The organism is Niallia sp. FSL W8-0177, from assembly GCF_038006285.1.
GTDB lineage: Bacteria > Bacillota > Bacilli > Bacillales > Cytobacillaceae > Niallia > Niallia circulans_A.
Genome location: NZ_JBBOUX010000001.1, coordinates 2,897,159 through 2,922,470, shown reverse-complemented (window position 1 = coordinate 2,922,470; position 25,312 = coordinate 2,897,159). Strand labels below are relative to the sequence as shown.

The following is a 25,312-nucleotide window of genomic DNA, read 5'->3' as shown; positions in this document are numbered from 1 at the left end:
ATAAACTTATGCGAGCGACCGCCTCGAAAAACCATAATTTTAAAAGAAGAATTTTTCTTCTCCGCTTTCATGACTACTTTCTGTACTCATCAGCTAACTAGGTTTCTAAGTAATAATTATTAACTCATCCTTTTCTTCAAACTCAAATGAAGGCTTTGGATTTAGATAACTAGTGCCCCCACGTTTGACTCCTAATAGTAATTTACCCTCTGCTAATAAAAAATTGTTTAAAGTCAGATAATCAACTAATTCTTCCTGAATATTTTTCAAAGGAATAAACTGAAGCTTTTTATCCTTCAATTGATGCAAAAGTTCTAAAAATGCAATCATCGTATCTTGTGAATTTAAGCTGTTGTGCATAACAAAGCTCGTAAGGCTGTTTGTTTCAATTATCTCATCGGCACCAGCTCTTTTAGCATTTTGTATTTGTTCAGCAGTAAGTATTTCAACGATGCACGGTACTTTTGCGTTTAGTCCTTTAATAGCAAGTAAAGTCAAAATAGAGTGCATATCTGCTTGTAATTCTTCTTTGGTTTGATCAGCTGTTAAGATGACCTTACTAGCAGTCATGATATTCGCTTTCAACAGGACATGATCTAAATTAGAATTTCCTTTTACGAAATGAATAGTTTCTGGAACTGGATTTGTTGCTAAGGACTCATCGATTAAAGTGATCGGAATCTTTTCGCGATCTTTAATGATGGAATGAATGATTAGTTTGGACCGTTCATTCCAGCCGACAATTATCAAGTGGTTTTGTCCTCTATAAGTGGTTTTCCCTTCCAAATATGCGTTTTGTTTAGCTACTGCTGCTGTTGCCAATGTTACTAAATAGGTAGAGAGAAATCCTACTCCTGTTAAGATTAATAGCATGCCGGTTATTCTCCCAATAACGGTAATAGGTGCATAATCCCCGTATCCAACGGTAGAGGTAGTAATAATAGCCCACCAAATTCCTTCAAATAAAGTGGGAAATGTTTCTGGTTCAACTAATGTGATAAAGCAACCGAATAGGATAATAATAGTTAGGGAAATCGATAAAACACGAATACTTAATGGTAATCTTAAAAATCTTGAAAGGATAGAATTAGGCAAAGTAAACACCTCCTATTAGTTGTTATCCTTTGCATTATTGACCAATAAAAAAACTTTCATAATCAATGAAAGTTTTTTAACAGGATATTTTTAAAGTTGGATATGATAAAATGAAGCAATTGTTTTTTGTTCTTCTTCAAAGTTTTTATAGTCGTTCAAGTTAGAGAGCATGCCTTTAATTATGGGTAATCTTGGTTCATCAGCATGAATCTCTGTCATTAATACTTCTAGTGTTATTTCTATCTCTTGTTTATTCGCTACATGCTCACTCTTACGTTGGATAGAGGCGATAGCATCTAGTATATCTTGATGACCATGTTCCATAAAGTTAATTTTAGGCTTTTTAATGATATATTTTAGAAAAGAAGTAGAAAAGAGTGGATTCTCATTATTTTTGTCCATATCCGTTATGATGGAATCTAATCTTTTTAATAAGTAGATGGAAATATCCCTTGTTGAGACATTTATAGGCTCTAAAATCACAAGTTTTAAAAAAGAATGAATAAGACCATCTTGGATCATAAGCAAATCTAAAAGGTATTGCTTTTTCTCTTCCCCGTAAATAGAATGGAGTCCTTTGAGATTATAACTTTGAAGCTCTGACTGCATTTTTACTAACAGATCTTTGATAGAATTATTTAAGGGAATAGCTTGTTCTTTTGATTGCATAATAATAAATTCTTTGTGTTTTAAAGCATGATTAAACATAAAGGTAAGTTGATCCATGTATTTTTCACGAGCAGGGATTCGCTTTTGACTTATTTCTTCCATAGCGGTAATCAATTCATCGTAGTAATATTGCATAATTGTATAAAGAAGAGAGTCTTTCGATTTAAAGTATAAATAAAAGGCTCCTTTTGATATACCGCAATCACTGGCAATTTCTTGCACTGAGGTAGAAGAAAATCCCTTTTGAGCAAAAAATTTTATGGCAGAATCTATAATTATTTTTTCTTTTTCTTTCACGTAATTTCCTCCTGGACGTATGGGAGTACACCTTGACTTATTGGTCATCTTTTTCTAATATATATGACTAATCAGTCAAATTATATAGTAAATGAAGGGAAAAATCAATGTATAGAGCTTTGCTTCTTCTTGACTGAAGGGAGTAGTTGCGAATTGTGCGAAAAAGGGATTTACTATATGATTATAATCATAAAAAGATGAAGGTTGAAAGTTGAGTAATCCAATTGGTTTATGTTAATTAAATCGAGCTGATTTCTTGACGAGCGTATCTTATGATAATAAACTTACTTACGTATCGTAAGTATCAGTTTATTGTCAAAAAGATATTTAAAAAGGAAAGGTACATTTTTATGCGTTGCTTGAAGTGAAAAGGGGGAGACTCCCTCGAGGAAAGTTGATATACCAACGTTTACAGCGTTATTTTTTTAGTCCAATATTTTTTTAGGAAAACTCTTTGAATCATATTTTAACTAACTATTCCATTAATTATAATATTTGGTAAGTAAGTGGACGCGACGCTAGAGCCAATAGGGATTTATTGACAAATATACACTATTAGATGCATCCGGTATCTCTACTCTTCTTATGAGGACGTACCCTCCCATGTCTCTTAGCGTCGCGCGCTTACATTCCTTCGTTTGGTCTCATCATAAGGCAGAGGCTGGCATCATGCTCCTGTATGGACTCTAAGTCGTAAGTCTCTCTAAAAGCCAGCTTTCCTGTCATCTTTTTGAATATAACCGTCTTATAGATTTTTATTTGGGTTGGAGGATAGAGAGATCTTGTCTCATTCGCTCCTTATCAAACAGTACTTCTTGCTGACAAAGTCCATGAAAAATCTTTAACATTTTATTACATAGAACGACTAATGCTTCTTTCTTCTTCAAAGGGTTTTCTTTTCTAGAGATATAATACTGATATAAATCATAAAAGGTTTCATTATTTCTAATCAAAGGCAAGACAGCACGATAGAGAAGGGCTCGCAGCTTTCTTCTCCCTCTTTTGGAGATTCGCTTTTGTCCAATCATCTTTCCAGAAGAGTTCTCTCGTAAGGTTAATCCCGCTAATTTAATAAGTTGGCGTGGATGTTTATAATGCTTGAGAGAACCCACTTCTGCTAGTAAATCTATAACGGTAGTTTCCCCAATGCCAGGGATTGATAATAAATAATGATATTCCGCTTGTTGCTCTGCTAGTGTCTTTAAACTTTCATTTACCTGTTCTAATTGCTTTGTCAGAAGTTCGTATTGAGTAATTAAAGAGTAAATTTCTATACGAGCCATATTGGAGCCTTCTGTTAATCCAATAGATTGTACCGCCACTCTCTTTAGTTGTGCTATTTTAGGTCTTGCTGGATACTTTAGTTTTTCCTTTTCCAAGTATAAAAGGACTAACTCCTCGATTTCTTTTTCCATTAAGTCTACTGGTAAAGGGGTATGTTTTAATATGGCACATGCATTCAGCCCTAAATCTTTAAATGCTACTTTAAATTCAGGAAAGTAACGATCCGTCCAGCGAATGATACGATTCTTCACTTTCGAAATGTCCTTTTTCAGATTCCACCGAATAGAGGAACCTTCTCTAAGCTCTGCTTCTATTCCTTCTATTTGACGAGGATCACTAAAGTATCCATTGGTTATTAGTTTAGCAATGACTCTCGCATCCTTCTTATCATTCTTCGTTTGTAAGTTATCATCCAACTCCTTGGAACGATTCACATGTAGAGGATTGACCATGACAAAACGAATATCATTTTGGGTAAGAAAAGCAGCTAAATTCATCCAATAGTGCCCAGTAGGCTCGAATCCAATCAATAAATCATCCTTTTGATGAATTGCCTTTAGATTTTGAAGCTTGAGATAAAATTGATGAAAACCATGATGAGACTGGTGGATAGAAAAAGAGGTACTTAACTCAACCCCTCGATCGTCCACCGCACATGCATAGTGTGTATTTTTAGCAATGTCAATTCCAATGATTAAAGTGGAAGTAGACACTTGATTTAAACGGTGATTACGGGTATTATTCATAATAGATTCTCCTTCTGACGCTGTGTTGATTGGTCTCAATATTAGCATCATAAAGGAGGATCTTTTTTTGTGCAATACCACAGAAACTAATCCCACAGGAATGCTCCTGTGGGATTACCGTGAGCCCCACGGAAAGCAATTAGATTCGAAGAGATTAAATAAATAGATCATAAATAAACAGCTATTTCTAATATCTAGAGGTTTGTCTATCGTTTTATAATCTAAAATTTTATACCGATAAGAAATATAAGTAAGAATATAACAGAAGATAAAGGAGATTTTGTAATGGATCAAAATGTTATCGATCTTCTTCAAAATAAGATGGAAATAATCGCATTTAATGAAGAACAGAATTTAAGTTTAGTCGGACCAGTAAAATTGCCAGTTCAATTGGACGATCAAGTTGTGACATTCCAATGGTACACATGGTTACCGATAAAGAAGGATGAAACGAAAGAGGAAGTGCTTCGCTCTTTACCGAATTTACATTTAGCGGATTATCAACAATCCTCTGTTTTAGTATACGGTGACTTTAAAAATGCAGAAAATGCATTAATACGTATGCATAGTATATGTCATACTGGCGACATTTTTGGTAGTAAACGTTGTGATTGCGGATATCAATTAAAAGAATCGATGCGTATGATTGTAGAGAATGGAAATGGAGCTCTCTTTTATTTAGCTAATCATGAAGGAAGAGGTATTGGGCTATTTACTAAATCCCTTGCTTACCTTTTACAAGAAAATGGTCTAGATACTGTGGAGGCAAATCTCGCATTAGATTTCCCAGATGATTTAAGAAGTTATGAAGCACCGATTAAAGTTCTTCAAGCACTACGACAAAAACCAGTTAAATTAATAACTAACAATCCAAAGAAGCTTGATGCACTAAAAAAACTTGGTCTTACAGCAGAAGAAAATATTCCCTTATGGGGGGATGTCTCATCCTATAATGAGAATTATTTAAACACGAAAGTGAATAAATCTGGTCATATTCCCTTGAAAAATACAGTGACCATTTAAGGAGAATAAGGTATGAAACATGATCAAGATTACATGAGACTCGCATTAGACCTTGCAGCATCTGCACTTGGTAAGACAAATCCCAATCCAGTTGTCGGAGCTGTCATTGTAAAGGACGGCGTAATTGTCGGAACTGGTCTCCATCGCAAAGCAGGAGAGCCACACGCTGAGGTCCATGCTTTTAAAATGGCTGGAGACCACGCAAAAGATGCAACTCTTTATGTGACGCTAGAGCCATGCTCACACTATGGGAAAACACCACCTTGTGCACTTTTAGTGAAAGACTCTGGAGTCAAAAGAGTGGTAGTAGCGACAGAAGATCCCAATCCGCAAGTTGCAGGACGAGGTATTAACATCTTGAGGGAAGCAGGAATTGATGTTGAAGTTGGTGTTCTAAAAAAAGAAGCCCAGCAATTAAACGAACGTTTTATTCATAATATGATACATGAAAAACCTTTTGTTATATCTAAGGTAGCAATGACATTAGACGGCAAAATTGCTACCCATACAGGACATAGTCAATGGATTACAGGAGAAGAAGCAAGAAAAGAAGTGCACTTTTTAAGAAATGAAGTAGATGCAATCTTAGTTGGTGTTGGTACTGTGCTCGCTGATAATCCTAAATTGACAACTCGATTAGAGGGACCAGCAAAGAATCCAATTCGGATTATTTTGGATGCCAATTTAAGAACACCTCTAGAGGCTAATATTACTGATTGTAGGGAAGCAAAAACAATCATTGCTACAAGTGCTACCCTTCAATCAGAGAAAGCAGCTGCTTTAAAAGAAAAGGGTGTAGAATTATTCACAGTTCCTTCTATTCAGGGAAAATTAGACTTGGAGATAGTTTTAAAGGAAATATATAAACGTGGAATTACAGATATTCTTCTGGAAGGCGGAAGTGAAGTAAATGCAAGCTTTATGCGTCAACGGCTTATTCAGAAGTATTTAGTATATATTGCTCCTAAAATAGTAGGCGGTGCCAATTCCTATACACCATTTAAAGGAGAAGATATTGATACAGTAGATGAAGCAGTTCCCTTAAGATTTGAAAAGACGGAATGGGTGGGCAAGGATATGAAAATAACAGCTTATCCCGATATAATTAATTAGTATTTTCTGTGGAGGAAATAATGAAGTTTGGTTTTGATATAGACGATACACTTATCAATTTAAGACAACATGCTTTTGAACTTTATAATCATAAGTTACAGAAAAATATTGCATTAGAAAACTTCCATGCATTAAAAACGGTTGAAATTCACGAACCATTTGGATTAAATGCTACTGAAGGAAAGCAGCTTTGGAACACTCTAAGGGAAGAAATTTATTTTACAAATTGTCCTCCTTTTCCAGATTCCATTGAAGTGCTAAATGAACTTGTTAGTAATGGTCATGACGTTTATTATATTACAGCACGGAAAAAACAATTTGCCGAAAAGACGAAAGATTGGATGAAGAAAGTAGGATTTCCGGTAATTGATAGTCATTTTTTTTGTGGGATGGAAGATCATGAGAAAGTTTGTATCATTCAGGAGCTTCAATTAAACTACTATTTTGATGACAAACCCGCTGTTCTAGAAACTCTTCAAGGGTCTCCCACACGGCTTTATGTGAAGGATCATCCCTATAATCAACATTTAGAGTTGAATAGAATAAAGGACTGGAAACAGTTACGAGCTTTGTATGAAAGTAAATAGGAAAGAAATAGCCTGAGTGCCTCATTTCAGGCTATTTCGTATATTAATTTACTTTCATAGCTCATGTATTCTATCATATGGTTCTTTTAAAGAGTTTTTTGCTTTTGGTAATTTTGGTAAATGCCCTACCCTTTAGCTTATGTGAGGAGCAATAAATCCTCCGTATAGAAAGGCTATTATTATAACTAGGGCAGGATGCACCTTCCACTTCTGCAGTAATAAAAAGGCAATGACAGCAATGCAAACAGATTGAATGATACCGATGGAATGATAGGAATCTTGAAACATTTCATAGGTTAAAACTAGCATTAATGCTGTTATTACAGGCTGTACAAGAAGCGTCATGCCTTTGACAATCTTCGAATTTTGATGTTTTTTCATTAATTTTAATAAGAAAATAAGAGCAACTGCCGAAGGGAGAATAGTGGCCAATAAAGCAACAATAAACCCAGCCCATCCTCCAACTCCAAAGCCTACATATGCAGCTATTTTGGTAGCAATTGGTCCCGGCAGAGCATTAGCAAAAGCGAGCATATTGGAAAATTCAATGTTGGATAACCAATTATATCGATTAACTATCTCCTCATACATTAAAGGAATGGAAGCTGGACCACCGCCATAACCTAATAAATTTGCCACAAGAAAACTGAGGAAAATACTTACAAAAATCATCTTATATGCCTCTTTCTTTTTTATGTAGAAGTTTATCTTTTAATTTAAAATGAAATGCTCCATAGATAAGAAAAATAAGTACAACAATACCTGGATGTATGGCAAATACTTGTAGTAAAAGAAGACAGACAAGTGTTAATCCAATTCCAGCATAGATTCCTAAGCCTTTGACCGCTTTTTCTCCAAACTCATATGCCATTAAGCCAAGCATAACGGCAATAACTGGAACGACTGCTCCAATCATACTTGTTATTATTGGTGAATGACTGAGGATAGATATAAAGGAAAATAAGAATACCATTGCTAAACAAGTCGGTAGTATATGGGCAATTACGCTTACAATTGCTCCGATTATCCCTTTTTGATGATAACCTATATAGGCAGCTAATTTTGTGGCAATAGGTCCAGGAAGTGTATTCGCAATTGCTAAAGCATCCCCAAATTCATCATTAGCCATCCACTTATATTTTGTTACTGCTTCGTGACGAAACAGAGGAATAACAGAAGGACCACCACCAAAGCCGAAAATGCCAGCCCGAAGCATGCCTAGAATTAAATCTTTATACATAAAGATATATCTCCTTTCTTAACAACTCTAACGATAGTAACGACACGTAATTATCTTACCACTAATTTTATATTTTGTTTAAGGAATATAGAAAGCATGTATATGTTTTATTACTCTTACTCATTGAAACTTAAACCAACATATATTAAAATAATAAAAATATATTTAAGTTATTATCATCTAGCTTTCGTAAATAATTCTTCATTATACCCTTTCTATTTTGGTTATTCTTTGATTTACTTCAGGAATTAAAGTTCTTTTAAAGTAAGTTTGTGAAAGAGTTTTTAAGAAAATATAAAATAGTTTCATCTCTTTTTAAGAGGTAATGTATTAATGATAAAAATTTGAATATTCAGAATAAAAATGAGGGGGATTCAGACTTGAGAGCTAAATTGGAAAAAAGAATTAGAATTGCTGCCAAAAAAGAGCCAGCTGATATAGTAATTACGAATGGTAAAATTGTTAATGTTTTTACAGGTGAACTAATGGACGGGGATGTAGCAATTGCAGATGACAGAATAGCAGGAATTGGGAGCTATCAAGGAAAACAAATAATTGATGCCGAAGGTAAATATATCGTTCCAGGCCTCATTGATGGCCACGTACATATAGAAAGTAGTATGCTTACACCGCAGGAATTTACCAAAATATTATTATTGCATGGTGTAACGACTGTTATAACAGATCCACATGAAATTGCAAATGTGGCAGGGGCAGCTGGGATTCAATATATGTTGGATGCCTCGGAAGATCTTCCAATAGATATTCGCGTCATGTTACCATCTTGTGTTCCTGCAGTTCCAGAGGACTCAAATGGAGCGACGTTATATGCAAAGGATTTAGCACCATTTTATTCACATGATAGAGTACTTGGATTAGCAGAAATAATGGACTTTCCCTCTGTATATGAAACGCAGTCAGATATGATAGATAAATTTATTCTGACAAAAAAACATAATCGTTTAATGGATGGTCATGCTGCTGGAATTGAGCGAGAGAAATTAAATGTATATAGCGCAGCTGAAATTAGAAATGATCATGAAGCAACGACACTGCAAGAAGCAAAAGATCGGCTAGATTTAGGGATGTACCTAATGATAAGAGAGGGAACGGTTGCGAAAGATTTAAAGGCTTTATTACCTGCGATAACCCTTAGAAATTCACGAAGATGTTTGTTTGTAACAGATGATAAATTGGTAGATGATTTAGTGGAAGAGGGGAGTGTGAATTATAGCGTACGATTAGCGATAGAAGAAGGATTAGATCCGATTATTGCTATTCAAATGGCCACCATTAACGCTGCCGAATGTTTTCAGTTAGATTCAATTGGGGCAGTTTCTCCAGGTTACCGCGCAGATCTTCTACTTTTAGATAATCTTGAGGAATTTTCCATTCATAGTGTATATAGAAACGGTCAATGTGTGGTGGAAAAGGGAAAATTAAGAAGAGAAGTTCAACACTTTAAGTCATCCTATTTGGATACGAATTTACCGACGATAAATTGTGCAAAATTGTCATCAGCTGACTTAAAGCTGCCATTAACTTCTGAAAGCTGCCATATAATTGAAATTATTCCTAATAGTATTGTAACGAAGGAAGTAATCGAAAAGGTACAAATGGTAGATGGCTATTTTCAGCCATCATTGGAAAAGGATCAACTAAAACTTGTAGTAGTAGAGAGACATCATCAAACGGGGAATATAGGAAAAGCGATTGTGAAAGGGTTTGGCTTTAAAAGAGGTGCAATTGCCACGACCATTTCTCACGATTCCCATAATATTGTTGCAGTTGGCACAAATGATCAGGATTTACTTTCTGCTATTCATGAGTTACAAGAAATAAAGGGAGGAATAGTTGTAGTATCAGAAGGTAAAGTAGTTGCGGCCCTTCCCTTACCAATAGCTGGATTGATTTCTGATCAAGATTATTTAACCGTGTACGAACAACTAAAAATATTAAATCATAAGGTCCAAATTCTGCAAGGGTATGATACTTTTAATCCATTCTTGACCTTATCCTTTTTATCATTAACTGTAATTCCTGCCTTGAAATTAACGGATAAAGGATTATTTGACTTTCAATCATTTTCCTATAAAGATGTATCTCTTAATCTATAATAGTTTTTTATTTTTTAATCTTTTGTTCATTATTTGTTCATAATTATTCGGTATTCTATAAACAGGTTAAGAGTTTCCCCTCTTAAAATATATTTTACCCGAAAGAGATTTCGGGTTTTTTTCAAAAGATAAGAAAGTATAAAAATTTGGGTCTACCACAGTCATTTAAGCTGTGGTATTTTCATTTTATGGAGACCAATATATTGAGAAGAATATTTTTTGATAAACACCAACATTGGGAAGCTTTCAAAAGAAAACACGGTGCTAAAATCCGCCCTATCGTAATTAAGGAGGTTGAGAAATTTCGAGATTGTGGGGATATCAAAAATGGATTTAAGTTATTTGTGTGTGAAGGTTGTCATGATGTGCGAAAGGTTCCTTACCGATGTAAAGGTCGATTTTGTACCACGTGCTCTGTTGGAGAAAGTGAAGAATGGAGTAGGTTACTTACTGAAGATGTTCTTCAGGTTAATCATCGGCACGTAATTTTTACGATTGATGAAGGACTAAGAGATGTATTTCTCCTTCACCGACATCTATTAAAAGATTTAATGGATGCTTCTGCAAGACTACTTACTGACTTCTTCAAAAAGAAAGCAAAGGTAACACCTGGGATTATTGCTGGACTCCACACTTTTGGTTCAAGGGTCAACTTCAATCCTCACGTACATATGTTAGTTACAATGGGTGGATTAACAGAAAAAGGAGAATGGAAGCAGTATGATTTCTTGCCATTTACGATGCTTCGTAAACAATGGCAAACGGTCGTATTAAAATTAATTAGAAACGGAGTTTCACCAAGAGAAAAGAAAAGAATCCAACCAAGACTTCAAAAGGCGTTCACCAATAATGGCGAAGGCTTCTATGTGTATGCACCTAAACAGAGGGGAAAAATAAAAGAACAACTTCGTTATATTGGCCGTTATATTCGTCGACCAGCGATTGGAATCAATCGGATTGAGGCATATGATGGGCAATTCGTTACGTTCAAATATAAGGATAAAACTGACGGAAAAGACAAATCCGAAACCGTAAGTGTCGAAGAATTTATTTCACGTTTAATTCGCCATATCCCAGACGAGCAATTTAAAACTATTCGGCATTACGGTATGTATTCAAGAAGATCAAAAAACTTGTGTAAAAAAGTGTTGAGTACTTGGCAACAAAAAGCAAGACGTTGGGTTGTAAAAGTTAAGAAAACCTTACGTCGCCAGACGTGGCGTGAAAGAATAGTAGCCAGTGGCAAGAAAGACCCTCTCGTTTGTCAGAGGTGTGAATGTTACTATGAATACAAGGGAGAAGTCTGCCTTGAAAATGGTAAATTAGAAATAAAGGTAGCCTTATGCAAAACTACAAGAGCTTATTTAGAAAGGATGATTAACGATCTCACCGGTATCAAAAACCCGCAAAAAGGGAAAGAAAAAGAAGAAAAACATAAGCCTAAACCAGTCCAAGCAACAGAGCGTCAGCTATGTTTGTTTGGCGTGTCATGAGAAAGAAGAGATTCCTATTAACGTGGTAAGGGATTTCGATTTAATGGATGATGGAGATCCGACAACTCCTCCTATGTTTGCATGTGAAAAATGTGGGGGTGAAATGTATCCTGAGTATTATAAAGGGGTACATGGCATAGAGTACAAATTATCGGATATTCTCTAACCATGAAAAGGACCGGGCTATGCCCGGTTTTTCTTATACTTAAATTTAACTCGGGGTAAAAATTACGATACTTTCCATGAGTAATTATAAATTGCATGTTTAAAATTGCTAAAAAAAGAGAATAATTTTATAAAGGTATACAAATTAATAATATAAGCAAGGAACTTATAAGAAAATCAGTAATAATGAAAGCGTTTTCTGATATAATAAATGTATAGATCTACTTACTAATAAGGAGTGGATAACGATGGAAGAACAAACAAACTTTTTTAATGGACTTAAATGGGGAGTCATTATTAGTATCCCATTATGGGTTTCATTTTTTGGATGGCTAAAGTTACTTATTAATTTTACGTAAATATGGAAGTCTAGGTAAAGGCTATTAGGATATAAGGATAAGAAATGAATAAAAAAGCATCGAAAACTAATTATGCTTTCGATGCTTTTTTGTATTAAGCTTGCGGAAGTGGAGGGTCGATTCCTAAAACTTTTTCACCGTCAACAGTTAACCATATATAGTAACGGTCAATTTCTTTACCAAGGATTTTTTCGATTTTTGCGATTACTTTTTCTTGAACGTCAAAAGAAATCTGGGCAGTCTGTTCACCTAGTGGTACATTTTTAAGTCCAAGTGCATCTGCAATTTGTCTTGCTTGATCATAAGAGACTTCGATGTATTTGTCATACTCAGGTAAGTAAGCAGCTTGAGCAGGCTTTACTTGAAAGGATACAATTAATACAACAGCTAATAAACTCCATACTAATTTTTTCATAAGCTCTCTCCCTTTTCATATTTAATTATTTCTTCTTTTAGTGCTATAAAAGTATCGACCACTTTGGGGTGATACATAGTACCCCGGTTATTTAAAATTTCTTGAAAAGCTTCTTCGGCAGATTTACCTTTTTTATATACTCTGTCTGTAGTCATTGCATCAAAGGAATCAACAACCGATATAATTGCAGATTCGATGGTAATCTCATCTTCTTTCAGACCTTTCGGATAACCTTTTCCATCATATCTTTCGTGGTGTTGTTCCACAATTAATCCAACCTCACAAAGAACAGGTATCTTTGTTTCTTCTAATAAATCTCTACCAAATGTGGTATGTTTCTTCATAATTTCCCATTCTTCTTCTGTTAGTTTAGTAGGTTTTTGTAAAATCTCTAAAGGAACTCTAACTTTACCTACATCATGAAAAAAAGATGCTAAGTTTAATCTTGTTATCTGTTTTCGATTAAGGTTTAATGCCTCTCCTACTAACATTGAATAGTTTTTAATTCTTTCACAATGATCTACTGTATAACCATCTTTTTCTTCTATGGAAATAGCAAGTTCCATTAAATCTTTGGAACATTGACTATAATAATGAAAAACTGGTTGACTTGTGATATATATAAATTCAGTAATTTCCTCAGCGGTAAAAATACTATATTTTTGAATTGGGCTCTCAAAAAATGCTTGACCTGCTTTCATTTCAATAATATTTTCATCAGTCCGATGGGATAGTTTACCAGAAAGTATATAAAAATACTCAAAACCATCCCAGTTATCTTCAGGAGTCATTGCCCAACTAGAACCGGGTTGTAATCTATGATAGATTACTTCGGTCCCATCTCCAGCGGCCATTAACGAAATTTGGAGACCTTTAAAATAAACGGTTTCTATAAACTCACCTGCATTCATGATGCCCACGATTTTACTCCCTCTCTCTATTTACAATAAAATAGATTAATATAATCTATAAAAATCTCAATTATAGTTATTTTAAATCATAAATAATGTTATTTTAATAGGTATATTAGATTATATTATATTTATCGTGTTAAAGGGAGTGATCAACGAATTTTGTAAAACTTAACAAAAATATTTTATCAAATGTTTTATGGGAATAATAGCATTAAATTACAAATTTCCTGAACAAAGATATAATATGGAAAAGAAAAGGATGGGAAAAGCGTTTTTTGATATTTATTAAGTGCTAACAAATATCAAAATCAAATCTTTTGAATAACTTTTCTGAATAAAATATGATATAATATAATAATGTAAAAGGACTGACCTAATACAAAGATTTGATCTTGTACAGGTCAGCCCCTTAAATGGTTGTTGCTCAGTTTTTATCCTTCATTACTTTAGTTAATTAACTTGTTTTGGTGGAATTTCTATTTGATTGTTACCCATATCCTACTATGGGTGAGTGGATATTACTGTATCCATTAATTATTGTCGTTACGTGAATTTCCACCTTTTCGACCAATTTCTTGGTAGAATTCTTTGTCGTGGTTTTCAGAAGTAGCTTCTCCACCCTTTTTACCAATTTCTTGGTAGAATTCCTTGTCATGGTTTTCAGAAGTGGTTTCTCCACCCTTTTTACCAATTTCTTGGTAGAATTCCTTGTCATGGTTTTCAGAAGTGGTTTCTCCACCTTTTTTACCGATTTCTTGGTAGAATTCTTTGTCGTGGTTTTCAGAAGTAGCTTGTCCACCTTTTTGTCCGATTTCTTGATAAAAATCCTTGTCGTGATTTTTAGAAGTAGCTTCTCCGCCTTTTCTACCTGCTTCTTCTCTGCTCATTTTGTTGTCTGCCATTTCTATCACTCCTATTAAAGATTTTTAATTAACGTTACATTGGTTATATAGCCGAATTTGAACATAATAAACATAAATATATATTTTTTTAGTGTAGAAAATTTTGGTAAAGGGGATAAATGTGAATGAAAGTTACGAGAGAAAAATTTATGAACGTAGTAAAGGTTGCGGAAGAATTAGGGTGCAAGGTTGAATATGATTCGACAAAAAAAATTAGTTTTAATACAAATATGTATATAACAGTTCCTTATCAATTTTCATTGGAAAATATCTATGCACTTGCACATGAAATTGGCCATGTTATTGATTATGTGAATGGCGACCTTGATCATGATAAGTGGTTGCATGATTGGTCTTATCGTGTAAATGCAGAGATGAGTGCATGGGTTCATGCCTATAAAATATTAGAGAAGAATGCAGTGCCGTTACATCATTGGCAGACACATGTAAATGCTAAACTAGCGAATTATTTTATTCTTCCAGAAGTAATCTAAGCTGATACAAAAAAAGAGAAGCAGTTATTCCTCTTCCTTTAGTGAAGGAGAGGAATAACTGCTTTTTTTAGATGGAAGAAAAGGATAGTATCTCAAGGGATAATTAAGAAGTTTTTGACTCTATATCGCGAAATGGATGGTGCGTATGTTAGAAAAAGGGCTACTTTTGAAATAAGTTTTCCTAAATAAAATAAAAAAATAGCTATTACAAAACGGGTATATGAGAACCATTTTAATAATAGCTACTTTCATTTTAATTGTTATCTTGCATATCTTTCGCTAGGAATCCTTGTTGTTTAATCATTTTAGCATTACTTGGGTAGTAGGATTTATCATAGAAGTTTGCAATGCGATTGGTCCATCCCGCTGGAGTTTCCCCTCTGTTCTTTAAATACTCGCTATATGTTTCATTATATTTTTCAAGCAGTTCCTGTTGATTTCTATCATACTTTTCTTCATGAAGAACAGCTTCCAAAGGTAGTCGAGGCTTTAATCCTGGATCTCCATCAGGGTATCCAAGACAAAGTCCGGCAATTGGAATGACATAGCTAGGTAATTGCAAGAAGTCAATTACCTGCAAAGAGTTTCGTCGTATACCACCTATGGGAACTGTTCCTAACCCGAGTGATTCGGCAGCAGTAATGGCATTTTGCATAGCCAGGCCAACATCTGTCGCCCCAATTAAGAGTGTATCAACATCTTCAATTGCTTTAAATGCTTTTCCTTCCATTTCACTAGCTAGCTTTGCTCGATAGAAATCAGCACAAAATATAAGAAATACTGGAGCATTTTCAACATGCTTTTGATTCCCGCATAATTCAGCTAAATGTCTCTTTCTATCCCCATCACGAACCAAGATAGCTGTAACATGCTGTCCATTAGTCCAAGAAGGGGCACTTTGTGCTGCTTCTATAATTGAATGCAGTGTTTCTAAACTTATTTCTTTATCTTGATATTTACGATAAGATCGATGTTTTTTTAAATGTTGTATGATTTCATTCATCTATAAATTCTCCCTTTTTTCGCATTTTCTTTATTCTAGCATAGCACAAAGAAAAAATGTCTCTTTGAGTTCGGTAGAGTCATGATATCTACATATGAGATGGATAAATAGCTTTTAACCTATAAAAAAACCTACCAGATAATAGGTAGGTTTTAGGAATTTTATAAGAGAGATTCAGCTCCATCTATATATACTTCTGTTCCAGTAATATGATTAGATAAATCAGAACTTAAGAAATAAACTAGATCAGCTACTTGCTGAGCGCTTCCGGATTGCTGGGCCAATGGTTGGTTCCCGTCTGGATATTCAACAGGGATGGTTATTTCTTTTAAGTGTTCTTCATCTTTAAAAGTATTCTTTTCTATATTTGTATCAATTGCTCCAGGGCATATCATATTTACTCTTATTTTGTATTGAGCTAATTCTAATGCTGCCATTTTTCCAAATGCGACTTGACCAGCTTTCGATGTACTATAAGCAGACATTCCGAAGTTTTTAAAAATGCGATTTCCATTAATACTGCTTGTTATAATAATACTGCCCCCATGGGTTTTCATATGGGGAATGCTATATTTAACAGTTAAAAAAGTACTTTTCAAATTTGTTTCAATGGTTGTATCCCATTCAGAGGGTGTAAGATCTTCGATAGAAGACACAGCTCCGTTAATTCCCGCATTAATAAAAACCGTATCTATTCTATTCCACTTTTTTACGGTTTCCTCAATAGCTTGTTGAATGGAAGGAGGCTCTGCGACATTCGCTTCTAAGGAGATCGCTTCTTGACCTTTTTTATTAATTGTTGCTTTCACTTCTTCTAGATCATCAGCATTTAAGTCCACTAGCGCTACTTTCATTCCTTTATTTGCAAGTGAGATGGCTGCTGCTTTTCCAATCCCCGAAGCTGCACCGGTAATTATTGCTACTTTATTTTCAAGGTCATTCATTTTAGTATCCTCCTCGATCAATATCGCTAATGATATTGTTATTATGATAGATATAAGATACTAATATCCATTTTTAATGAAATAGAAACGTTTTATGAGTTGGTAAGTAAATAATAAAAATTTTAATACTAAATTTTCAAAAAAATTGATTGGATTCGGTAATATGGAGAGAAAGGAGATGATTTTCATTGAAAGCGATGATAATTGAAGCATTTGGTGATTCTACGGTATTTAAGCTGAAGGAAATAGAAACACTTGATTTATTGCCAGATCAAGTACGTATAAAGGTAAAAGCTACCAGTGTCAATCCTATTGATCTTAAAGTGAGAGGTGGAGCGGTACCGGGAGTTTCTCCGGCTTTTCCCGCTATTTTACACGGAGATGTAGCGGGTGTTATTGAAGAAGTAGGAGAGGCAGTACCATCCTTTCAAATTGGCGATGAAGTATATGGATGTGCTGGCGGTTTTAAGGGAATGCAAGGTGCATTGGCTGAATATATGATTGCTGATTATCGACTCATAGCACATAAACCAAGAAATATCACCATGGAAGAAGCAGCTGCAATCCCCCTTGTTGGGATAACAGCATGGGAATCTTTATTTACTAAAGGTTGTTTAAAGAAAGGAGATAAAATCCTTGTTCACGGTGGAGCAGGCGGAGTAGGTCATATCGCCATTCAGCTCGCTAAATGGGTTGGAGCCGATGTCTCTACAACCGTTTCAACCATGGAAAAACAAGCGATTGTTAAAAAAATAGGTGCAGACCATATTATTAATTATCGAGAAGTATCAGTGAAAGAATATGTTGATAAATATACAGCTGGAAAAGGCTATCCGCTGATCTTTGATACTGTCGGCGGTAGAAATCTAGACCATTCATTTGAAGCAGCTGCTTTAAATGGAAGTGTTCTAACAATTGCTGCTAGATCCACACATGATTTAACTCCTTTACATTCGAAAGGGCTTTCGTTACATGTAACATTTATGCTTCTCAAGATGCTTAATGAGGATTCGCGAATAGAGTATGGGAATATTTTACGCAATATTACGAAGATAGTAGAAGAAAATAAGTTAAAGCCCTTCCTTGATAAAAAAACATTTTCTTTCGAGGAAATAAGTAAAGCGCATGAATATCTAGAATCAGGCAATGCTGTCGGAAAAGTAGTGGTTGTAAATAAATGGTAGGCTACATTTGTTGAGAAGCTTTGTATAAAAAATTCCGTAGATAACCAAAATACATACGTAGTGTATTAGGAAGGAGGAATCATCATGAGTTATCAAAAGCCCAACCCTGATAATCGTTCTGATAATGTAGAAAAATTACAGGACATGGTACAAAACACGTTAGAAAATATTGATAAAGCGGAAGAAACGCTGGTAAATGCTAGTTCTGATGAAAAAGAAATGATTCAACAAAAGAATAAAAGAAGAGAAGCTGCAGTTCAGTCGTTTAGAGAAGAAATCCAAGATGAAGCATCTGATAGAGAAAATGGGTATCAGTAAGTAAAAAGGATTAGCATAGGCTGCACGTTAGATTTTAACTTTATAAGATAGAATAAAGCTAATTATTTTGTACTTGAAGAAATTAGCCAATTTATCTTATAAGGTGGAAATGCTTTCGTGCAGTTTTTTATTTGTTTTGTGGCAATTTAGAAATTTCTCGGAATTTACTGCTGTAAAACGATTTTCATAGTAATATATATATGAATACTTTTATAGGAGAATTAAGATGAAAGCAGTTATTACTGGAATGGGAATAATAGGAGCAGGATTTTCCAATATAGTAGAGTTTATGACAGTGCTTCAAAGTAATAAAAGTATGTTGAAACAGGAGAAATATGAAGGGAAATACATATACACAGGTAGAGTGAAGGAAGAGCAAATAAACAAGGTACATAAAAGGCAAGAAAAAATGTCTAAACCTGTTCGAATGATTCTCCATGCATGTAAAGAAGCAATAGAACAGGCCAATATAAGCGTTAGAGACTATCGAACAGCAGTCATTGTCGGTTCTTCGGCTGGTGGCTTAGCAGAAATCAGTAAAGCTACTTTTTCTTTGGAAAAAGGCAAGAGGCTTTCTCCTTATACTATTGGAAATATGAATGCTAATTCTCTATCTTCTAGTATTAGTGCTTATTTGCAGTTAAATGGTATAGCATTATCATTGGCAAATAGTTGTACATCGGGTATAGATGCATTAAATTTAGCGAGAATATTAATTGAGTCAAACCAAATTGATGTTTGCATAGTTGGTGCTAGTGATGAATCAATTTGTGTTCCTATAATAAAAGGGTTCCTTCCACATCGTGTTTTACAAGCTGGAAATAAACCTCAACCCTCTTTTGGGCCATTTTCAGGTGGGAAAGGATTTTCGATTTCGGAAGGAGCAGGTGTTTTAATTGTTGAAAATGAGCAAGTTGCCATTCAGCGTCATGCATCCATATTAGGAAAAGTAGAAGCTACAAGTGTAACACAGGACGCTATCTCTCCTTTTCAGTCAGACTCAACAGGTTTGCTTATGGAAAAAGCAGTTGCTGAATGTTTACAGGAGAATATGCCAACCTACATAAATAGTCAGGCTTTAGGAATAATGGAAAATGATCATATTGAAATCGGTGTATATAAGAGGTTTTTTGAAGGATCTAAGATTCCTATTACATCCATTAAGGGAACGGTCGGGCATGCTATGGGAGTTTCGCCGCTTTTTCAAATAATAGCTTCTTTAATAAGTATCAAAAAAAGCTTTATTCCTGCAACCATAAGTCAGGAAATAAATGATTATTATCGAGATTATCCAATAGTGACACAGCTAATTACAGAAGATGTTGATCGCGTTTTAGTAACAGCACATGGATATGGAGGAAATAATGGGTGCGCGATGATAACAAAAGGAGGAGCATAAAGTGGAAGCTATATTATTATTGATGGTTTCGTTAGTTCCACTCATTATTTCTGTGACTATTATTTTTTATTCACAGTCTCAATTAACAAAAGCCTTATCTCTTTTCTTATGTATGCTCTCCTTCTGGCAAATGGATATCGCAGTTTTATATGCAGGAGATTTCTTAAGTCAGGGGACAATCGAACTCTTATTTAAAATATTCCGGCTAGGAACCATTTGTATAATGCCAGTTATGTATTATTTTTCATATTATTTAGTAAGTGAACATAAAGAGTTTAAACGATTTAGAGTATTGTTTAATAAACCATTTTTATACGTTTTAATTTTATATAGTTTATTTGCCTATTTTATTAATTTTACTAGCCTTGGTGTGAAGGATTTTATTATAATGGATGGAAATTTACTTTCATCTAAGTATATTCTCCCGATTTACGGAAAGTGGAATGTATTATTCATCTTAAATATTGTTTTATTATATTTGAACACTATCATTTTATTGGTGATTTCCTTTAAAATTAGGGATCCCATTTATAAAAGCTTTTATATCAAATTTGTAATCGCTGTTTTAATCATCTATATTAATGGTGTATTTAGTGGTTTTATTTTTATTCCATTATTTTTCTCTAGTTTTAACTCTTTGATCGCGGCCGTTATTTTATTTTTAAGCTTTTTTCAAATGCAATCGACACACTTGAATAATATGAATGCAGAGTTATCGAGGCAAAGTGAGTTACTCGAAGCTATTATGGATATAAACCCGAATTATTTATTAGTTAAAAATAAGAAGGAACAAATAGTAAAGATGAATCCGTCCTTCTTAGAACTATTATCGCTTGAAAACAATAATTGGTTAGGGCGTCCATTTTCTTATATAGAAAAACGTATTAATATGGAGACAGACGAACCACATCGATTTGTCGATAGCAGCGGGAAGAACTATTTTATTACTTGGGGGAAAAAAGAACTTATACATAGTACTGGAGAAGAATATCATATTTATTTTGGACATGATATTACGGATCAGAAGCATAATGAACAACTAATGATTTCTTCTGAAAAATTAAAAGTGGTAGGAGAGATGGCTGCTAGTGTTGCCCATGAAATTCGAAATCCGTTGACAACTATTAGAGGGTTTATCCAGCTTTTGAAGGAAAAAAACGATGCATCGGGTTATGAAACGATATTACTAGATGAAATTGATCGGATTAATGAAGTCTTAAAAGAGTTGCTTATACTTAGTAAGCCTGAGGCGAAAGCAAATGATAATAATGCTCTTCCGAGTACAAAAGTATTTTTAGAATTAAAAAATCTAAAAGTCCTATTTCATGCTCTGGCTAATGAACAAAATAAAGAGATCATCTTAGAAAATAGGGAGAATAAAGAATTAATAGCTTCTATTGATAATTCTCAATTTAAACAAGTTTTATTAAATATATTGAAAAATAGTATAGAGGCAGTTGCACCTCAAACAGGGAAAGTGAAAGCGATACTCGACCAAAAAGATGATTTTTGTAGAATTAGAATAATTGATAATGGAGACGGAATAAGTAAAGAAAGGCTAGCTAGGATTGGAGAACCATATTATACAAGCAAAGAAAAAGGAACTGGAATAGGCTTAACGATATGTCTAAAGCTTCTCAAGCAAAATAAGGGAGATATGGTAGTGAAAAGTAAAGAAGGATGGGGAACCGCAGTTACCATTGTCTTACCTTGTTTTCTTTAAAGTGGTATAGAGAGTTGAAGTAACAAATAAAAAGCGGATGTTTAAGGAGAAAACCTCTTTTAAACATCCGCTTTTAGAATCGTTTCAATTAAGATAAGCGATTACTGTAATCTTCGAAGACAAACTGGCGAATAACTTTTAAGCCTTCTTCTTCATTATAAGAAGCAATAGAAGGTAAATTAACACCGTTAAACATATGGTTTTTAACCATTGTATAGTGGGCCATGTCACAGAAGACAATTTTATCGCCAGGCTTTAGTGGCTCTTTGAAAGAGTAATCCCCAATAACATCTCCGGCTAAGCAGGTCATGCCGCCAAGTCTATAGGTATATTCATTTTCGCCAGGCTCTCCAGCATCAATAATATTAGGTCGATAGGGCATTTCAAGTACATCTGGCATATGACAGGTTGCTGATGTATCAAGTATAGCAATATCCATTCCATTATGAACAATATCAAGGACAGTGGATACTAAGTAACCTGTATTCAAAGCAATAGCTTCACCTGGTTCTAAATAAACATCTACATTATATTTTTCTTTTATAAATAATATGGATTCAACTAAAGTTTCAATATCATAATCTGGACGAGTAATATGATGTCCTCCACCAAAATTAATCCACTTCATTTTTTTTATATATTCGCCGAACTTCTCATCGACTACTTTTATCGTGCGTTTTAAAGTATCCGAATTTTGCTCACACATCGTATGAAAATGAAGTCCATCTATTCCATCTAATTCTTCTGGATTAAAGTTATCCAAGGTAATACCGAATCGAGAGTATGGAGCACATGGGTTATAAAGCTGTGTCTCAATTTCTGAGTATTCAGGATTGATTCGAAGACCTACATCAATTTTCTTCTCAGCATTTTGCACCTTATCTTTAAACCGATTCCACTGACTATGCGAATTAAAGACGATATGGTCAGTATATTGAAGTAATTCATCAAACTCGCTTTCGGCATATGCAGGTGCATACGCATGTACTTCTTTTCCCATTTTCTCATAGCCAAGTCTAGCTTCGAATAACGAACTGGATGTTACTCCTGCTAAGTATTTACCTACTAGAGGAAATACAGAATGCATGGAAAAACCCTTTAATGCAAGTAGAATTTTTGCTCCTGTACGTTCCTGTACAGACTGTAAAATTTCTAAGTTTCTTGTTAAAAGACGCTCGTCCACTACGTAACTTGGTGATGGAGCTTGTGTAAAATCAATCTTTTTCATTTCATTCCTCTCAATCTATAAGAGTTGGAGAGAAGTTCTCCTGCCATGGTAATCCATATTTATTTAAAGCATCCATGAATGGATCTGGATCAAATTCCTCTACATTGTATACGCCTGGACGCTTCCATTGACCTTTCATGATAAGCATGGCACCAATCATCGCTGGAACACCAGTTGTATATGAAATTGCTTGAGATCCTACCTCGCGATAACACTCTTGGTGATCACAAATATTATATACATAATAAGTTTTAGGCTTTCCATCTTTTGTACCTTGAATGATACAGCCAATATTAGTTTTTCCTTTTGTTCTTGGTCCAAGTGATGCAGGATCAGGAAGAATTTCTTTTAAAAACTGTAATGGGATAATCTCTTTTCCTTCATAATTGATTGGTTCAATAGATGTCATTCCAACATTTTCAAGAACCTTTAAGTGGTTTAGATAATTATCAGAGAAAGTCATCCAGAAACGGATTCTCTTAAGTCCTTTAATATTTACTGCTAATGATTCTAGTTCCTCATGGTATAAAAGATAAATATTTTTAGGACCAATTTGGTCTAAATCATATTCTCTTTTTTCAGAAAGCGGTGGTGTTTCGATCCATTTGCCGTTTTCCCAATATCTTCCGTTCGCTGTAATTTCACGAATGTTGATTTCTGGATTAAAGTTTGTAGCAAATGGATAGCCATGGTCTCCACCATTAGCATCAACAATATCAATATAATTAATTTCATCAAAATGATGTTTTTGTGCATAAGCCGTGAAAACACCTGTTACTCCTGGATCAAACCCACTTCCAAGAAGAGCAGTTAAGCCAGCTTCTTCAAATTTTTGCTTATATTCCCATTGCCATTTATATTCAAATTTAGCTGTTTCAGGTGGTTCATAGTTTGCAGTATCTAAGTAATGTACCCCTGTAGCTAGACACGCATCCATTATAGTTAAATCTTGGTATGGTAAGGCAACGTTGATTACGATTTCTGGTTTAAAGCTATTGATTAACTCAATTACTTCTTCCGTTTTATCGGCATCTACTTGGGCAACAGAAACCTTTGTATTGCCACCATCAATTTTATCTTTAATTGCTTCACACTTTGAAAGTGTTCTGCTTGCAATGCAAATTTCTTCGAATACATCCGGTACTTGACAGCATTTATGTGCGACAACACTTGCCACTCCGCCAGCACCAATAATTAATGCTTTTCCCAACATGAATAACCTCCTTTAATACTACCTAAAAAATTTCAATAAGGCTGATTATACATAATGTGCGTCAAATAATCTATATAATCCAGTAAAATATAAAAAAAATTTAATGAAAATTTATAGACTGGAAATCCAGTTGTAAAGTTAGGAGAGAATAGAAGGGCTTTAGCAAATGATTTATTGTGGGAACAAGAGGATACTTTTCCCCTTTTGTGAAAAGAAAATAAAAAAAACGACTATTGTCGTCGTTAGAGTATGAAAAATATGGTGGAGACTATCGGGATCGAACCGACGACCTCTTGCATGCCATGCAAGCGCTCTCCCAGCTGAGCTAAGCCCCCATAATAATATCTATATACATTATACAAAATTAAATAAAAACTTCAAGTGGTTGAATGAATTATTGAATTGGAATGAATAGAACACTATATTAATCTAATCGATTAGCTTAGATTTATTTAGAATTATAGAGCTGAAAAATTTCAATATAATGAAGGAATATATGTAAGGGTATGTCTATTACCTACTATTATAGGCTGGATAAAAGAAGATGGTTCAAATGAGGAGTATATGAACCTTCTTCTTTTTAATGATTGAATCAATTTAAACTCTCTATTTCAATTTCCTTCACACCATGAATTTCAGAAATATCTCTATAAACATCAGTTATTTCTCTTTTTTGATCAACTATGATAATAAGGTAAATTGAATGTTCTCCCGTTTCTAAGTCTTTAATTCGTATATGTTTTATTCCTGTTCTTAAATTACGTATCGCTTTAATAATAGTTGAGACGTTTTCTTTTTGATCAGCTTTTAGTTTTACTTTAATTTCTTTTTCTCTCAGCTGACGAGGACCAATCATACTCATAAAAATTGGTATGAATTTAACACTAATTAATAGAAGAGCGACACCAATTAAAGCTTCTACATAATAACCAGCTCCAACGGCAATACCTATGCCTCCTGCTCCCCATATTAATGCTGCTGTAGTTAATCCGGAAATACTATCATTTCCTCTTCTAAGTATAACTCCAGCACCTAAAAAACCGATCCCAGAAACAATTTGAGCCGGTAAACGCAAGGGATCCATTTGGATGTTAACTTGATCACTACCAGGGAATTTATAGGCTGCTTCAATCGAAATAATAGTTAATAAGCAGCTAACAATACTTATTACAAGACTGGTTTTTAGACCAACAGGTTTACGTTTAATTTCTCGCTCTAATCCTATGATCAATCCGAGACCAGCTGAAATACCTATTTTTAATAAAAAATCTATATTGATATCCATCTATGTTTCCTCTCCTGTATTTATTTATTGTAGTCAAGTGTCGTGGTTGATTATTAATTCTCACTATATAAAGAACAGGAAATTAAACAAGGCTACAATGTG

General features: G+C 34.4%; 24 protein-coding genes and 1 tRNA gene. 11 read left to right on the top strand and 14 right to left on the bottom strand.

What is annotated here, in order from left to right:
* Window positions 1–105 precede the first annotated feature (105 nt).
* The 3 genes from NST77_RS14430 to NST77_RS14420 all read right to left on the bottom strand — a co-directional run bounded on the left by NST77_RS14430 (window position 106) and on the right by NST77_RS14420 (window position 4,091).
* Window positions 106–1,095 carry a potassium channel family protein gene (locus NST77_RS14430; protein ID WP_095330590.1) on the bottom strand — a complete coding sequence of 330 codons (990 nt, stop codon included), beginning with the start codon at window positions 1,093–1,095 and terminating at the stop codon, window positions 106–108.
* A 90-nt stretch (window positions 1,096–1,185) separates the two neighbouring features.
* On the bottom strand, window positions 1,186–2,061 hold the full coding sequence (locus tag NST77_RS14425) for a TetR/AcrR family transcriptional regulator (RefSeq protein ID WP_164464113.1): 876 nt from the start codon (window positions 2,059–2,061) through the stop codon (window positions 1,186–1,188).
* 755 nt (window positions 2,062–2,816) lie between these two features.
* Window positions 2,817–4,091, bottom strand: a complete 1,275-nt coding sequence (locus tag NST77_RS14420; RefSeq protein WP_047945042.1) for an IS110 family transposase — start codon at window positions 4,089–4,091, stop codon at window positions 2,817–2,819.
* Window positions 4,092–4,376: 285 nt separating this feature from the next.
* On the opposite strand from NST77_RS14420, the gene NST77_RS14415 reads away from it, so the two are divergent.
* From NST77_RS14415 to NST77_RS14405, 3 genes are read left to right on the top strand one after another with little or no spacing between them, the layout of a single operon-like run.
* The gene (locus NST77_RS14415) at window positions 4,377–5,114 is read left to right on the top strand and encodes a GTP cyclohydrolase II (RefSeq protein WP_095330594.1); all 738 of its coding nucleotides are present in this window, start codon (window positions 4,377–4,379) and stop codon (window positions 5,112–5,114) included.
* 12 nt (window positions 5,115–5,126) lie between these two features.
* The gene (ribD, locus tag NST77_RS14410; RefSeq protein ID WP_095330596.1) at window positions 5,127–6,227 is read left to right on the top strand and encodes a bifunctional diaminohydroxyphosphoribosylaminopyrimidine deaminase/5-amino-6-(5-phosphoribosylamino)uracil reductase RibD; all 1,101 of its coding nucleotides are present in this window, start codon (window positions 5,127–5,129) and stop codon (window positions 6,225–6,227) included.
* 20 nt (window positions 6,228–6,247) lie between these two features.
* Entirely contained in the window at window positions 6,248–6,814 is a 567-nt protein-coding gene (locus NST77_RS14405) for a 5' nucleotidase, NT5C type (protein WP_095330598.1), read from the top strand.
* Window positions 6,815–6,946: 132 nt separating this feature from the next.
* On the opposite strand, the gene NST77_RS14400 is transcribed toward NST77_RS14405, so the two are convergent.
* Window positions 6,947–7,486, bottom strand: a complete 540-nt coding sequence (locus tag NST77_RS14400) for a chromate transporter (protein ID WP_095330600.1) — start codon at window positions 7,484–7,486, stop codon at window positions 6,947–6,949.
* A 1-nt stretch (window position 7,487) separates the two neighbouring features.
* On the bottom strand, window positions 7,488–8,054 hold the full coding sequence (locus tag NST77_RS14395) for a chromate transporter (protein ID WP_095330602.1): 567 nt from the start codon (window positions 8,052–8,054) through the stop codon (window positions 7,488–7,490).
* A 380-nt stretch (window positions 8,055–8,434) separates the two neighbouring features.
* Between NST77_RS14395 and ade the strand changes: the two genes are divergently transcribed.
* The 3 genes from ade to NST77_RS14380 all read left to right on the top strand — a co-directional run bounded on the left by ade (window position 8,435) and on the right by NST77_RS14380 (window position 11,830).
* A complete protein-coding gene (gene ade, locus NST77_RS14390) occupies window positions 8,435–10,171 on the top strand; it encodes an adenine deaminase (RefSeq protein WP_123258115.1) in 1,737 nt (578 codons plus the stop codon).
* Window positions 10,172–10,359: 188 nt separating this feature from the next.
* The gene (locus tag NST77_RS14385) at window positions 10,360–11,664 is read left to right on the top strand and encodes an IS91 family transposase (RefSeq protein WP_083967595.1); all 1,305 of its coding nucleotides are present in this window, start codon (window positions 10,360–10,362) and stop codon (window positions 11,662–11,664) included.
* 22 nt (window positions 11,665–11,686) lie between these two features.
* The gene (locus NST77_RS14380) at window positions 11,687–11,830 is read left to right on the top strand and encodes a hypothetical protein (protein WP_341122616.1); all 144 of its coding nucleotides are present in this window, start codon (window positions 11,687–11,689) and stop codon (window positions 11,828–11,830) included.
* A 452-nt stretch (window positions 11,831–12,282) separates the two neighbouring features.
* On the opposite strand, the gene NST77_RS14375 is transcribed toward NST77_RS14380, so the two are convergent.
* The 3 genes from NST77_RS14375 to gsiB form a co-directional block, all read right to left on the bottom strand.
* A complete protein-coding gene (locus tag NST77_RS14375) occupies window positions 12,283–12,603 on the bottom strand; it encodes an 8-amino-7-oxononanoate synthase (protein ID WP_123260655.1) in 321 nt (106 codons plus the stop codon).
* Complete coding sequence (locus NST77_RS14370) at window positions 12,600–13,514, bottom strand: HD-GYP domain-containing protein (RefSeq protein WP_338068401.1); 915 nt, start codon at window positions 13,512–13,514, stop codon at window positions 12,600–12,602. The genes NST77_RS14375 and NST77_RS14370 overlap by 4 nt, the downstream gene beginning before the upstream one ends.
* Window positions 13,515–14,047: 533 nt before the next feature.
* Window positions 14,048–14,419, bottom strand: coding sequence for a glucose starvation-inducible protein GsiB (gene gsiB, locus NST77_RS14365; protein ID WP_123258113.1), 372 nt, complete (start codon window positions 14,417–14,419; stop codon window positions 14,048–14,050).
* 125 nt (window positions 14,420–14,544) lie between these two features.
* Between gsiB and NST77_RS14360 the strand changes: the two genes are divergently transcribed.
* A complete protein-coding gene (locus tag NST77_RS14360; RefSeq protein WP_341123134.1) occupies window positions 14,545–14,913 on the top strand; it encodes a hypothetical protein in 369 nt (122 codons plus the stop codon).
* A 253-nt stretch (window positions 14,914–15,166) separates the two neighbouring features.
* On the opposite strand, the gene NST77_RS14355 is transcribed toward NST77_RS14360, so the two are convergent.
* A complete protein-coding gene (locus tag NST77_RS14355) occupies window positions 15,167–15,916 on the bottom strand; it encodes an NADPH-dependent oxidoreductase (RefSeq protein WP_123260657.1) in 750 nt (249 codons plus the stop codon).
* A 161-nt stretch (window positions 15,917–16,077) separates the two neighbouring features.
* On the bottom strand, window positions 16,078–16,860 hold the full coding sequence (locus tag NST77_RS14350) for an SDR family oxidoreductase (RefSeq protein ID WP_095330613.1): 783 nt from the start codon (window positions 16,858–16,860) through the stop codon (window positions 16,078–16,080).
* Window positions 16,861–17,048: 188 nt separating this feature from the next.
* On the opposite strand from NST77_RS14350, the gene NST77_RS14345 reads away from it, so the two are divergent.
* The 4 genes from NST77_RS14345 to NST77_RS14330 all read left to right on the top strand — a co-directional run bounded on the left by NST77_RS14345 (window position 17,049) and on the right by NST77_RS14330 (window position 21,484).
* Window positions 17,049–18,044, top strand: coding sequence for a zinc-dependent alcohol dehydrogenase family protein (locus NST77_RS14345; RefSeq protein WP_341123133.1), 996 nt, complete (start codon window positions 17,049–17,051; stop codon window positions 18,042–18,044).
* Window positions 18,045–18,128: 84 nt separating this feature from the next.
* A complete protein-coding gene (gene tlp, locus NST77_RS14340) occupies window positions 18,129–18,362 on the top strand; it encodes a small acid-soluble spore protein Tlp (protein ID WP_047942182.1) in 234 nt (77 codons plus the stop codon).
* A gap of 226 nt (window positions 18,363–18,588) precedes the next feature.
* Entirely contained in the window at window positions 18,589–19,761 is a 1,173-nt protein-coding gene (locus tag NST77_RS14335) for a beta-ketoacyl synthase N-terminal-like domain-containing protein (protein ID WP_341123132.1), read from the top strand.
* Window position 19,762: 1 nt separating this feature from the next.
* Window positions 19,763–21,484, top strand: a complete 1,722-nt coding sequence (locus NST77_RS14330) for an ATP-binding protein (protein ID WP_095330618.1) — start codon at window positions 19,763–19,765, stop codon at window positions 21,482–21,484.
* 88 nt (window positions 21,485–21,572) lie between these two features.
* On the opposite strand, the gene nspC is transcribed toward NST77_RS14330, so the two are convergent.
* The 4 genes from nspC to NST77_RS14310 form a co-directional block, all read right to left on the bottom strand.
* Window positions 21,573–22,712 (bottom strand): carboxynorspermidine decarboxylase, encoded by a 1,140-nt coding sequence (nspC, locus tag NST77_RS14325; protein ID WP_123258107.1) that lies wholly within the window; start codon window positions 22,710–22,712, stop codon window positions 21,573–21,575.
* A 10-nt stretch (window positions 22,713–22,722) separates the two neighbouring features.
* Entirely contained in the window at window positions 22,723–23,922 is a 1,200-nt protein-coding gene (locus NST77_RS14320) for a saccharopine dehydrogenase family protein (RefSeq protein WP_341123130.1), read from the bottom strand.
* A 262-nt stretch (window positions 23,923–24,184) separates the two neighbouring features.
* Window positions 24,185–24,260, bottom strand: a tRNA-Ala gene (locus NST77_RS14315).
* A gap of 257 nt (window positions 24,261–24,517) precedes the next feature.
* Window positions 24,518–25,210, bottom strand: coding sequence for an MgtC/SapB family protein (locus NST77_RS14310; protein WP_095330622.1), 693 nt, complete (start codon window positions 25,208–25,210; stop codon window positions 24,518–24,520).
* Window positions 25,211–25,312: the final 102 nt, after the last annotated feature.